General features: G+C 62.7%; 8 protein-coding genes, 1 tRNA gene and 1 pseudogene. 6 read left to right on the top strand and 4 right to left on the bottom strand.

Annotated features, from left to right (window positions below; genetic code table 11):
• Nucleotides 1-168 precede the first annotated feature (168 nt).
• The 4 genes from JJE66_RS08755 to JJE66_RS08740 are packed head-to-tail and all read right to left on the bottom strand — an operon-like array spanning nt 169 to nt 5,751.
• Nucleotides 169-906, bottom strand: coding sequence for a response regulator (locus JJE66_RS08755; protein ID WP_200513831.1), 738 nt, complete (start codon nt 904-906; stop codon nt 169-171).
• Nucleotides 907-941: 35 nt separating this feature from the next.
• Nucleotides 942-2,687, bottom strand: coding sequence for a DUF3369 domain-containing protein (locus JJE66_RS08750; RefSeq protein ID WP_200513830.1), 1,746 nt, complete (start codon nt 2,685-2,687; stop codon nt 942-944).
• Entirely contained in the window at nt 2,657-4,735 is a 2,079-nt protein-coding gene (locus JJE66_RS08745; RefSeq protein ID WP_210349768.1) for a sensor histidine kinase, read from the bottom strand. The genes JJE66_RS08750 and JJE66_RS08745 overlap by 31 nt, the downstream gene beginning before the upstream one ends.
• Nucleotides 4,736-4,740: 5 nt before the next feature.
• Nucleotides 4,741-5,751 carry a TRAP transporter substrate-binding protein gene (locus JJE66_RS08740; RefSeq protein ID WP_200513829.1) on the bottom strand — a complete coding sequence of 337 codons (1,011 nt, stop codon included), beginning with the start codon at nt 5,749-5,751 and terminating at the stop codon, nt 4,741-4,743.
• A 143-nt stretch (nt 5,752-5,894) separates the two neighbouring features.
• Between JJE66_RS08740 and ugpB the strand changes: the two genes are divergently transcribed.
• The 6 genes and pseudogenes from ugpB (at nt 5,895) to JJE66_RS08710 (ending at nt 12,660) form a co-directional block, all read left to right on the top strand.
• Nucleotides 5,895-7,277, top strand: coding sequence for a sn-glycerol-3-phosphate ABC transporter substrate-binding protein UgpB (gene ugpB / locus JJE66_RS08735; RefSeq protein ID WP_200513828.1), 1,383 nt, complete (start codon nt 5,895-5,897; stop codon nt 7,275-7,277).
• A gap of 186 nt (nt 7,278-7,463) precedes the next feature.
• Nucleotides 7,464-8,414 (top strand): phosphotransferase, encoded by a 951-nt coding sequence (locus tag JJE66_RS08730; RefSeq protein WP_200513827.1) that lies wholly within the window; start codon nt 7,464-7,466, stop codon nt 8,412-8,414.
• Nucleotides 8,415-8,674: 260 nt separating this feature from the next.
• Entirely contained in the window at nt 8,675-9,517 is an 843-nt protein-coding gene (locus JJE66_RS08725) for a hypothetical protein (RefSeq protein ID WP_200513826.1), read from the top strand.
• Between the two features lie 493 nt (nt 9,518-10,010).
• A pseudogene (locus tag JJE66_RS38845) lies at nt 10,011-10,421 on the top strand (helix-turn-helix domain-containing protein); the annotation flags it as partial.
• A 66-nt stretch (nt 10,422-10,487) separates the two neighbouring features.
• A tRNA-OTHER gene (locus JJE66_RS08715) sits at nt 10,488-10,596 on the top strand.
• Between the two features lie 441 nt (nt 10,597-11,037).
• Complete coding sequence (locus JJE66_RS08710) at nt 11,038-12,660, top strand: ABC transporter substrate-binding protein (protein ID WP_200513825.1); 1,623 nt, start codon at nt 11,038-11,040, stop codon at nt 12,658-12,660.

The raw sequence follows: 12,660 nt of genomic DNA, 5'->3' as shown, positions 1-12,660 counted from the left end.
GCGACGAAACATTCGCGGTAAAAAAGCGTGCAATTTCAATGTACGGAAAATACGGGTGGGTTACTTTGAGGCGTTCGAGGCAGCGGGGAACGTATTTCCACGTCTTGCGTTCAATGTTGCCTCAACCCATGCCTTCGCCGGGACGACAGCGGTGAGTGCTGCCGGCCCCTACGCCTTCTCGCCTGCCGGCGAGAACAGATAGCCGCCGCCGCGGATGGTGCGGATCACGGCGGGCTTGGTCGGGTCGGGCTCGATCTTGCGGCGGATGCGCATGATGCGGAGGTCGACGGCGCGGTCGAAGGCTTCGGCGTCGCGCGCGTTGGCGAGTTCGAGCAGGCGCTCGCGCGACAGCACGCGCTTTGGATTGGCCGCGAACACCTTCAATAGTCCGAACTCGGACGCGGTCAGCGGATGCTCGTTGCCCTCGTCGTCACGCAGCGCCTGGGCTTCGAGATCGAGCCATTTGGTGCCGAAGCGCACCAGCTGGTCCTTGTCGGATTTCGCCGCCGCCGTCTCAGCGGCGACGTTCTTCACCGGCGCGCTCCGCCGCAGCACCGAGCGGATGCGTGCCATCAGCTCGCGCAGCTCGCAGGGCTTGGCCACGTAATCGTCGGCGCCGAGCTCGAGACCGACGACGCGGTCGATCGGGCTCGCGGTCGCCGTCAGCATGATCACGGGAACGTTGATGCGGCTCTTGAGGTCGCGGATGATCGAGAGGCCGTCTTCCTCGGGCATGTTGAGGTCGAGCACGACGAGGTCGGGCATGCCGCCGTCGATGGCGGCGCGCAAGGACCTGCCGCCGTCGCACAGCGTCACGGTGAAGCCGTGCATCTTGAGGTAATCGCCGACCATCTCCCGGGCCGGGGCCTCGTCGTCGACGATCATGATGTGCTGGCTCTGTGTCATGTCACTTCAGCATCCCGCAGATATCGATCCTCAAATCACGGCAGTTCGGTCGCGGGCAGGCTGATGGTGAAGGTCGATCCCTTGCCCGGGCCGTCGCTGTCGGCGGTCACCTCGCCGCCATGCATGTCGATAATACGCTTGACGATGGACAACCCAAGCCCCGTCGAACTCTCGCCTGCCGTCGGTTTTGCGGATAACCGCTGGAACCGGCCGAACAGGCGGCCGAGATCCTCCGGCGACAGGCCGGCGCCCTCGTCGCTGACGCGGATGATGGTGTCATGGCCCTCATGGGTCACTACAACGGTGATCTTGCCGCCGATCGGCGAGTATTTGATGGCGTTGCTGATGAGGTTGTCGATGGCTTCGCGGATGCGGTCGGTGTCGCACATGGTGACGATGTTGGCCGGCGCGGTGACGTGGATGGCCTGCTGCTTGTTGACCGCGAGCGGCTGGTTGGCCTCGGCGACCTCCTTGACCAGCGCTGCGACGTCGACCGGCTCGCGGCGGATGGTGATGTCGAAGGCATCCGCCATCGCGTCCGAGATCAGATGATCGACCATCGTGGTCAGGCGCTTGGTGGCGTCGCGGATATGATCGACCTGGGCGACCACGCCGCTCGCCGAGGCGCCGGTCGAGATCAGCTCCTTCAGCATCTCGGTGCGGCCGAGGATGACGCCGAGCGGGTTCTTGAGGTCGTGCGCGACGGTGCCGAGAATCTCGTTCTTGAAGCCGTTGGCGCGCTGCAGCCGCAACCATTGCGCCGACAGCCGGCGGTTGGCCTGCATCAGCGCGCGGGTGCGTTGGGCGACGCGGTCTTCCAGCTGGGTGTTGGCGTCCTGGAGCTGCTGGTACAGGATCACGTTGTCGAAGGCGATCGAGAGCCGGCTGGAGAAGATCTCGACCAGCGAGCGATCGGTTTGCGACAGCTCGCGCTCGGCCTGCAGCAGCACCACGACCTCGCGACCAGAGCCGGTGCGCAAGTAAATCACGCTGCGGTGGTCGGCGAATTCGTTCTTGCGGCCCTGGAAGGCGGCCTCCACCATCGCGCGCAAATCGGGGTCGAGCGCCTTCGACGAGGTCGTGCCGATGAAGCGGCTGTAGCAGCCGCTGCCTGCGAGCACCGAGAGCTCGGGATCGACGCCGCCATTGTCGCGCAAAACCAGGATGCCGGCGCAATCGACATTGAGCAGCGAGGCGAGCTGGGTCAGCACGCCCTCGGCGAGCCGCTGCATCGACTTGAAGTCGTACAGCGTGGAAGCGGCATCGATGATGATCTCGAGCCCGCGCCGCGTCTGCACCATGCGCTCGAGCTGCTGGTAGGAGCGCAGCGCCGCGGTCAGCGAGGTGAACAGCTTGTCGGCGGTGAGCTCGGTCTTGGCCTTGTAGTCGTTGATGTCGTACTGAACGATCACGCGCCGCTCGGGCGCCTGGCCGGGCTGGCCCGTGCGCAGGATGATGCGCACGGTCTCGTTCTTGAGCTCGTTGCGGATATATTCGACCAGATCGAGGCCGGCGACGTCGGTCTCCATGATGACGTCGAGCAGCACCGCGGCGATGTCGCCGTGCTCCGCCATCAGTTTGCGACCTTCCGCCGCGGAATGGGCGGTGAGGATTTCCAGGCCCTGCCCGTTGAGGGTGTAGTCGGAGAGCGCGAAGCGGGTGCCGTCATGCACGGCCGGATCGTCGTCAATGACAGCGATCTTCCATTTCCGGGCGTTAATATCCTCCGACGCGGTACCGGTATCGTCGATCAGGTGGAGGACATCGTCCTGTTCGGCCATTGCGAAGTCCCGTCGCTTTCTGTGCTTGGCGCGCCGCCCTTGGCGATCCGCGGCATGATAATCCGAAAAGTGGTGCCTTGTCCCAGCTTGGATTCCAGCATCATCCGCCCGCCGAGCTGCTGGGTGACGAGGTTATAGACGATATGCAGCCCGAGTCCCGTGCCACCTTCATTGCGCCTTGTGGTAAAGAACGGGTCAAAGGCTTGGCGTTGCACGTCGGGGGTCATGCCGGCCCCGTCATCGGCAAAGATGATCTCGATGTCCTCGGCGCCGCGCGGCCGCGCCGAAATCGTGATGGTGCCGGCGCGCCCGTCGGCGAAGGCGTGGTTGGCGGCATTGAGGAACAGATTGGTCAGGATCTGGCCATAGGAGCCGGGATAGCCGTCGAGCAGCAGCCCCTCGGGCACGTCGACCTGAAGCGTGGTCGGCGAGCGCTTCAGCACGGGCCGCAGGCTCGCGATGATCTGGTCGGTGGCTTCGCTCAACGAGAATTGCCGCCGCTCGGCGTGGGACCGATCGACCGCGACCTGCTTGAACGACTGGATCAGCTCGCCGGCGCGGGTGAGGTTGGCAACGAGCTGCTGCGAGGCGTCGCGCGAGGAGGCCACGAATTCTTCGAGCTGCGAGCGGCGCAAGCCCCCGTCGCCCTTGATCTGGGCCTCGAAGATTTCGCTGCGCCGGGCGAAGCTGGAAGCAACGGTCAGGCTGATGCCGATCGGGTTGTTGACCTCATGCGCGACGCCGGCGACGAGGCCGCCGAGCGCGGCGAGCCGCTCGGCGTCGATCAGATTCTGCTGCGCGGCATTGAGCTCGAGCAGCGCGCTCTCGGCCTTCTCCTTGGACGCGCGCAACTCGTCCTCGGTCTCGCGCTTCGCGATCGCATTCTCGCGGAACACTTCGACCGCGCGCGCCATGGCCCCGACCTCGTCGCGCGCTTGCGTGCCCTGCACCTCGCGGCCGAGATCGCCGAGCGTGATCGCGCGCATCGCAGCCATGATCTGCTGCAGCGGCAGTCGGATCGACAGCGCGATCAGCACGCCGGCGCTGAGGATGATGCCGAGGAAGATCACCGCGATCGACAGCACCCGCCGTGAAATGTCGGCCAGCGTGCGGTCGAACGTCTCCTGCGCCTTCTGCTCGCGCTGGCGCATTTTTGTCGAGAGGTCGTCGATGGCGCCGATCGCCTCGGCCTGGCTGGCGTCGATGGTGTTGCGCAGCAATTCGGTGCGGTTGGTCAGCTGCTCCGACAGCTTTGCAAAGCCCACGCGCAGCGCCATCGTGCGGGCGCCGAGCTTTTGCAGCGCCATGCGCTGGAGGTCGTTGTCGGCAAGGTCGATCATGACCGGGATGGTGGTCTCGATCGTCTCGGTGTTGCGACGGGCATCGTCGGCTGCCCCCGGCGACAGCGACAGATAATAGGAATTGGCCGCCACCAGCATCGCGGTGAAGGCCTCGCGCGACTTGCCGAGCGACGGCCAGATCAGCGCGTCGCGATGGCCGGTGGCGCCCTCGATGATGGAGTAGAGGCCCGCCATGTCCTTGGCCGGGCCCTGCACCTGCTCCTCATAGGTCTTGGCGATCGTCGCCTGCACGCTGCGCAGTTCGCCAAAACCGTTGAGGAAGCGGTCGGTGGTGCGCTCGAGCTCCTCGACCGAGCCCGACAGCATCGGATCCTTGGCGGCGCGGTCGGTCAGCGTGCCCAGCACGGCCTCGCGCAGCAGCAGGATCTCGGCGAACAGGTCCGGGCTCGGCTGGTTGATGTAGCGGTGGATCAGGTTCTGGAGCCGCCCGGTCTCGCTTTCGAGCAGTGCCAAAATTCGATCAGACTCTCGCACCTGGCGCACGTCGTCCCAGGCCGAGCCCAGCACCTGCGCGCCGTTCCAGATCATCGCGACCAGCACGATCACGACGGCCGAGTTCAGCGCCGCGATCGACAGGATGCGCCAGCGGATCGGCACCGCCCGCAGCACGCCGACGAGGCGCACGCGTAGCCGCCCGATCGGGCCGGGCGGCCGGTCTGCGACCTCGCTGTGTCCGGGTGCAGCCAGTGACGTCACTCCACCTTGCGAATGCGTTCGATCAGCGCGGCCGCGGGCGGGTCCCGCGCGGCCCTGGTGTAGATCGGAACCATCGCGTCCTCGAACGGCTTGCGGTCAATCTCCCTGACGATGGTGACGCCAGCGGCCTCGGCCTTGCGCTGCGACTGCTCCTCGAGGTCGCGCCACTTCTCGCGCATGAAGAGGCTCGAGCGCGCCGCGGCCTCGCGGAAAATTTGCTGGTCGTCGGCCGAAAGGCTTCGCCACGCCTTGAGCGAGATCACCAGCACCTCCGGGCTCATCGTGTGCTCGGTCAGGGTGTAAAAGCTGGCATATTTGTAATGATCTGTCGTCACGAAGGATGGCCAGTTATTTTCGGCGCCGTCGATCAGGCCGGTCGCGAGCCCCGTGAGTACCTGCCCATAGGGCAATTCGACCGGCTCGGCGCCGAGCGAACGGATCATCTCGCTCATCAACTCCGATTGCTGCACCCGGATCCGCAGGCCGTTGAGGTCGGCGATGCCCTTCACGGGACGGACAGCATTGTAGATCGACCGCGCCCCGGAATCGTAGAAGGCGAGCCCGACGAAGCCGTAGGGCTCGAAGCTGCCGAGGATTTCGTTGCCGATCGGCCCGTCCAGCACCTTCTGCATGTGCTCGATGGACCGGAACAGGAACGGCATCGCGAGCACGTTCATCGCCGGAACGAAATTGCCGATCAGGGCCACGTTGGTCCGGTTGAGGTCGATCGCGCCGGCGCGGGTCTGCTCGATCGTCTCCTTCTCCTCGCCGAGCTGGCGGGAGTGAAACACCTTGATCTCGTGCCGGCCGCCGGTGCGCTCGGCAATGAGCGCGCCCATATAGCGCAGCGCCTGGACGGTCGGGTAATCCTCGGTCTGGGTGTCGGCGGCGCGGAATTCGCGCGCAACGGCGCCCGTCGCGCACACGCCGAACGCGAACGTGGCGAGCAGAAGCGCGACGAAGATCATCCCGGTCCGCGAGAGTTCGGCACGGTTTAGCACTGGCACACTCAACCCCTCAGAGAGGGAGTCTATGGCGAAGCAAAAAGGTTCAATGCAATCTAGCAGATGGTCAAGGGAAGGCTATCCCGCTCGGGGCGACCCAGCGATTGTGCGCCGCGTGCCGCCTTCATTCCCGGTTGAATCCGCCAATGCCGCGCCTTAAGCAGGGTATAGTCGCCTTTTTGCCGCGCAAGACGGGAAGAGCCATCGTGACTTTAGCATTGCGCCTTTTGCAGGCCGCCGCCACCTTGGCCCTCATCCTGGGTTCGCAGGCGCATGCCGCCACCGACATCGCGCTGTGGCACGCCATGTCGGGCGAGCTCGGCAAGCAGCTCGAGAAGCTCGCCTCCGACTTCAACGCCTCGCAGTCCGATTACCGGATCGTGCCTGCTTACAAGGGCAATTATACCGAGACGGTGACGGCTGCGATCTTCGCCTTCCGCTCGCGCAGCCAGCCCGCGATCGTCCAGGTCAACGAGGTCGCCACCGCCACCATGACCGCGGCCAAGGGCGCGATCTATCCGGTGTACAGCCTGATGCGCGACATGGGCGAGCCGTTCTCGCTCAACGACTATCTGCCGGCGGTCTCCGGCTATTACACCGATGCGAGCGGCAATCTGCTGTCGTTCCCGTTCAACTCGTCGACGCCGATCCTCTATTACAACAAGACCATGTTCCGCGACGCCGGCCTCGATCCGGAGACGCCGCCGAAGACCTGGCCCGAGCTCGGGCTTACCGCAAAGCGCCTGCGCGAGCGCGGTGCGGTGTGCGGTTTCACCACGTCCTGGCCGTCCTGGATCCATATCGAGAATTTATCGGCGTTTCACAATCTGCCGCTGGCCACGCGCGCGAATGGCTTTGCCGGCCTCGATGCGGAATTGACCATCAACAATCCGGTCGTGGTCAAACACGTCGCTCAGCTCGCCGAATGGCAAAAGACAAAACTGTTCGACTACAGCGGCCGGGGACAAGCGGCCGAGCCGCGTTTCCAGAACGGCGAATGCGGCATCTTCATCGGCTCCTCGGCGACGCGCGCCGACATCAAGGCGAATTCGAAGTTCGAGATCGGCTACGGCATGATGCCGTACTGGCCCGACGTGAAGGGCGCGCCGCAGAATTCGATCATCGGCGGCGCCACGCTGTGGGTGCTGCGCGACCGGCCGCGCGAGGAGTACAGAGGCGTGGCGCGGTTCTTCGCCTATCTGTCGCAGCCCGGCGTGCAGGCCGCTTGGCACCAGAACACCGGGTACTTGCCGATCACCCGTGCCGCCTTCGAGCTGACGCGCGCGCAAGGCTTTTACGAGCGCAATCCGGGCTCGGCGATCTCGTTCGAGGAGATCACGCTGCACCCGCCGACCGAGAACTCGAAGGGCATTAGGCTCGGCTCCTTCAACCTGATCCGCGGCGCGATCGAGGAGGAGCTGGAGCAGGCCTTCGCCGGCCACAAGAGCGCGCAAGCCGCGCTCGATGCCGCGGTCGAACGCGGCAACAAGCTGCTGCGCCAGTTCGAGCGCGCCAGCCCGGAGCGGTAGCATGTTGCGATCAGATATCGCTGCAACCGCGAGCGAGGTGCGCTCCCTCCCCCGCCTGCGGGGGAGGGCTGGGGAGAGGGTGCCTCCGCAATCGAGAACCCTCAAGAGGAGAGAACCCTCACCCGCGCCTTCGGCGCGACCTCTCCCGCAGGCGGGAGAGGTGCACCGTTTGCTGGGCTTGCGCCGATGACCATCGCTCCATTGCCGGCTTTCGCCGACGCGCAAGCCTTCCGCGCCTTTCGCTCCGATCCGCCGCAATGGCTGCCGATCGCGATCGACATCGCGCGCAGCCATGGCGTCGATATCGGCGCGCCGCATGTATTCGCGACCGGCACCAATCTCGTCGTCGGCTTCGGCGATCGCTTGATCCTGAAGATCTTCCCGCCGCTGCTGCGCGCGCAATTCGTCTCTGAGCGCGGCTCGCTGACGCAGCTCAAGGGCCGCCTGCATCTGCCGATGCCCGAGATCGTCGCGGAAGGGATGTGCGACGGCTGGCCTTATCTGATCATCACGCGGCTCGCCGGCACGCTCGGCTCGGAGGTCTGGCCGTCATTGCCGGAAGCGCAGAAGGAGCGCCTGCTGCGCCAGATCGGCGAGACCATTGCCGCCGTGCAACGCGCGCCGCTCGGTCCGCTCGAAACAATCGAGCCACGCTGGGATGCGTTCATGCGCACGCAGATGCAGGGCTGCAAGGCGCGGCATGAACGTCTCGGCCTCGCGCCGAAATTCCTCGCTGGCCTCGACGACCTCCTGCGCGACGCCGCAAAACTCATTCCGATGGACGCGCCGCCGGTGATCCTGATCGGCGAATACATTCCCGAGAACTTCTTGCTCGCCTGCCACGATGATGACTGGTCGCTCGCCGGCCTGTTCGATTTCGGCGACGTCAGGGCGGGATGGCGCGACTACGATCTGCTCGGCCCCAGCGCCTTCATGGCGGCCGGCCGGCCGGGGAGGGTGCGCAGCCTGCTCGAAGGCTTTGGCTATGCGAAGCCGGACTATGCGCTCAAGCGGCGGCTGATGGCTTTGATGTTGTTGCACTCTGCCAGCGACCTCAACAGCCACGTCTGCATCGAGGGCTGGCAGGACAAGGCGAATGATCTGGTCGAGCTTCAGGAACTGATCTGGGCGGACTAGTTCAGCGTGGATCGACGGCCGAGCCACGGTCGTCGTCCTGGACAAGCGCAGCTTCGATCCAGGACCCGTTGCCCCAGGGAGGAATGATGGCGCGAGCTGGCGGCCACCAATCTTCGCAAAGCTTCTTCCTGGGGCAATGGCCTCTGGCTTCTACCAGGACGACGATTGGTGAAATTCGGCTTTGTGGTTTCAAGTCGGGGGGTTATTCAATATCAAGCAATCTAAGGTTTCGACCGTAAGCCCGTAATCCGGCCTGCTCAATGTCCAATGAAGATTATGAGTGGGAGGCCTACATCGACGACGAGGTGGAATCTCGACCGCGAGATTCCAAGGTTGATCAGGTCAAAGAGGTATTGCTGAAGGAATTTTTGGGAAAGGATGCAGGTGAGGTCGTGTACTACGGCCGCCAGCTCGAGGTGGCGCTCGAGCGGTCTTATTTTCATTGGATAACGAAACGAGGCTTGAACGAGCTGAAGGCAGAGGGGGCAGTTGCCTTTTCGCAGAAAAAGCTCGACGACGTGACCGCTCATTTCTACCGGCCTCGCCGCCACCGTTACCCCAATCGCCAGATGAACGAATCTATGGGATTAATCCGAGAGTTCAGTGCATCGGATTTCACTAGGGCGCTCGGTCATAATGGCGAACAGCTGGCCGACGCTGGTTTCGCGCGCGCCGGGTTTCGGATTTTGAGCGATAATTTGCGAGAAGTGAGCGGGAAAAAATGGACGGAAACCCGGCACAATCTCGATCGCCTGGTTGAGCGTGACGGCATCCAATATGGCGTCGAAATTAAGAACCAGCTCGGCTACATCGACCAGTCGGAATTTGAGATCAAACTGCGGATGATGCAGTTCTTTGGTGTGCGGCCGATGTTCATCGTCAGGATGATGCCTAAGAACTACATCAACGACGTTTACAGGGCGGGTGGCTTTTGCTTGCTCCTCGGCGATCAGCATTACCCGCTTTTGGCGTCAGATCTTGCGAAGCGGGTACGGGAGAAGTTGGGCCTGCCTGTGAACGTTGTAAGAGCGCTCCCGGACACGGCTTTAAAGCGATTTGAGGACTTTCATCTGAAGCTGGTGAAGGGTGGCAAACAGGCCTGAGACTCAGAAAACGTGTGAATTGGAGATCGCAATTCACACAGGCGTGTTGCTAACCTTATGAACAAGCAAGGGAATTCAGTTCCCCCTTGAATACAAGATTGCTGGTTGCGATCGATCGTGGTGACGCTCTGCTGTCATAGCCAACCTGCCGATTTTGCTAGAGCGATCAGAGCTCCTAAGAACCCGGCAAATTGGGTCAGTAGGACTATCGCCTTGTTGGCGGTCTCCCAGCGGTCGGGTCGCTTCTTAGACATGGTCATGCCCCGAGTTCAGCGAACGTCGCGGCTCTCTATTCATCACCTGAATCGGCAAACCGCAACGCACCTGGATGCAGTTTGCATCCACCCCTTCCGGGTTAAGTCAGGGGAGGCGCCGTCAACGGCTCCGGACGAAGGAGAAAAAGCGTCATATCTGTCACCGTTAAACAGACCGCGCTTGTTCTCCGTATCAAAGCTGATAAATCAGCCGACATCAACTGCCGCCGAGCTTTTCTATGGCTGATATTGTGGAGATCGATTTCGACCAGGATCCTGCCGTCCCTACAGAGGCGGGACGTGAGAATTTGCCTCAGCGTGCCGAGGACAGCCGTGTGACGGCACGCTACGGCGAGGCGGGCAAGTCGGGATGGTCGCCCATCCCCGACGTGCTCCTGTTCAATCAACACCAACTCGGCACGAAGCGAACGAAGCTGAAGGGCGACGATATGGTAGTGCTGCTGAATTTGATGGCGCACTACTACGTCAAAGACGAAATGCCGTTTATCCGGCCGACGACGATCGCTAAGCGTATGGGTGTTAGCCAGCGCACGGTTCAGCGGTCATTGGCCAAACTGTTCAAATTGGGTCTGCTCGCCAAGGGCAAGCACAAGGAGTTGGGGCACATCACCTACGACCTGACGCCGCTGGTCACGCGGTTGCAGCCGTTGGGGGAGGCGCGGCTTGCCGAGAAAAAATACCGGCAAGAACTAAAACGCAGCGTAGCTCAATTGGATAGAGCGCCCGGTTTCGACAGCCGCCTCTGATTCGCGGTCTGGACGGCTGACTGGGGAGATGGAGGTTCGAGTCCTCCCGCTGCGCCCATCAAAACAGCGGCTGCTATAGGGGCGGCTCCGCTTATACGGCAAGAATCTGGCGACCGCCGAGGCGGCGTAGGCTTTGCCGGGGCAGGCCGCCGCACGCCCAGATGACAATCAAGCGCCATCCGCTTTGACTGGCTTAGGGGTGGCCACGGCAGCAGCTGCATTTCAAACTCGTGTTGGAGAGCGGGCGGGCGTTCAGCGTCCAACGGGCAGGGATGTTCGCCTACCAAATAGGCGGGTCCTCCACAAAGCTAATATTATAAGCAAGATATCCGTTTTTGTATGCAATGCTCCTAGGTTGGGCTTTCGGTTTGCCTCTCCAAAAAGCAGGAATTCCGGCGCGATCTCAGTTAATTGGTGCACATGTCAGGCGCCATTAAGCCTTGGCACGAACCTTGCGAATCCAGTTCCAACCAGAAACTTCTGAGTTGGAGCATCCCCCATGAAGCGCCGCGATTTCCTCAAGTCCGTTTCCGGATTGGCCGCAGGCGCGGCGCTTCCGGCCGTGCCACAGGTCGTTTCCTCAGCCCAGGCCGACGCGCGTTCGGAGACGCTGCTGATCGTCTCGGAAGGCGGCCCCAACAATCTCGACATTCATGGCGTCGGCACCAACGTACCCGGCTATGAGGTGTCCTGGAATTGTTACGACCGGCTGATCAGCCACGAGATGAAGAGCGGCCCCGGCGGCGTGCCCTATTACGACCGTGACAAGTTCAAGGGCGAGCTCGCCGAGGAGTTCAAGATCGACGACATGTCGGTCACCTTCAAGCTGAAGAAGAACGCCAAATTCCATGACGGCGCGCCGGTGACCGCGAAGGACGTGAAATGGTCGCTCGATCGTGCGGTCAGCGTCGGCGGCTTCCCGACCTTCCAGATGAGCGCGGGCTCGCTGACCAAGCCGGAGCAGTTCGTCGTCATCGACGACTACACCGTGCGCGTCGACTTCCTGAAGAAGGACAGGCTGACGATCCCCGATCTCGCCGTGATCGTGCCTTGTATCGTCAACTCCGAACTGGTGAAGAAGCACGCCAACGAGAAGGATCCCTGGGGCCTCGAATTCACGAAGCAGCAGACCGCAGGCTCCGGCGCCTACAAGGTGACGAAGTGGACCGCCGGCACCGAAGTGATCATGGAGCGCAACGAGGATTGGGTCGGCGGTCCGCTGCCGAAGATCAAGCGCGTGATCTGGCGCATGGTGCCGCAGGCCGGCAACCGCCGCGCGTTGCTCGAGCGCGGTGACGCCGATATCTCCTACGAACTCCCGAACAAGGATTTCCAGGAGATGAAGGCGAGCGGCAAGCTCAACGTGGTGTCGCTGCCGTTCTCCAACGGCATCCAGTATATCGGCATGAATGTCACCAAGCCGCCGTTCGACAATCCGAAGGTCCGCCAGGCGGTCGCCTACGCGCTGCCCTATCAGAAGATCATGGATGCCGTGATGTTCGGGCTCGCGAACCCGATGTTCGGGGCGGCAAAGGACAAGCCGACCGAAGTCGCCTGGCCGCAGCCGCACAAATACAACACCGACATCGAGAAGGCGAAGGCGCTGATGGCGGAGGCAGGCCTCGGGGGCGGCTTCGAGACCACGATCTCGTTCGACCTCAACTTCGCCGGCGTCAACGAGCCGCTCTGCGTACTGGTGCAGGAGAGCCTCGCGCAGATCGGCATCAAGACCACCATCAACAAGGTGCCCGGCGCCAACTGGCGCACCGAATTGAACAAGAAGGAAATGCCGCTCTTCACCAACGTGTTCTCGGGCTGGCTCGATTACCCCGAATACTTCTTCTACTGGTGCTATCACGGCAACAATTCCGTCTTCAACACCATGAGCTACAAGTCGCCCGAGATGGACAAGTTCATCGACGGCGCCCGCACTGCGGCGGCTGTCGGCGACAAGGCGACCTACGACACCGACGTGAAGGGTTTTGTCGATCTCGCCTACACCGACATCCCGCGCATCCCGCTATACCAGCCCTTCGTCAACGTCGCGATGCAGAAGAACATCTCAGGCTACCAATACTGGTTCCACCGCCGTCTCGATTATCGCGCGATGGCGAAGGGGTGA

This window comes from Bradyrhizobium diazoefficiens (genome assembly GCF_016612535.1).
Lineage (GTDB): Bacteria > Pseudomonadota > Alphaproteobacteria > Rhizobiales > Xanthobacteraceae > Bradyrhizobium > Bradyrhizobium diazoefficiens_C.
Note: the sequence above shows the minus strand (reverse complement) of the source record. Positions and strands in the feature narration are given on the sequence as shown.

Bases quoted from the DNA above. Each gene is read 5' to 3' on its own strand.
- JJE66_RS08755 (WP_200513831.1), bottom strand. From the start codon at position 906: ATGACACAGAGCCAGCACATCATGATCGTCGACGACGAGGCCCCGGCC.
- JJE66_RS08750 (WP_200513830.1), bottom strand. From the start codon at position 2,687: ATGGCCGAACAGGACGATGTCCTCCACCTGATCGACGATACCGGTACC.
- ugpB (WP_200513828.1), top strand. From the start codon at position 5,895: ATGCCGCGCCTTAAGCAGGGTATAGTCGCCTTTTTGCCGCGCAAGACG.
- JJE66_RS08730 (WP_200513827.1), top strand. From the start codon at position 7,464: ATGACCATCGCTCCATTGCCGGCTTTCGCCGACGCGCAAGCCTTCCGC.
- JJE66_RS08725 (WP_200513826.1), top strand. From the start codon at position 8,675: ATGTCCAATGAAGATTATGAGTGGGAGGCCTACATCGACGACGAGGTG.
- JJE66_RS08710 (WP_200513825.1), top strand. From the start codon at position 11,038: ATGAAGCGCCGCGATTTCCTCAAGTCCGTTTCCGGATTGGCCGCAGGC.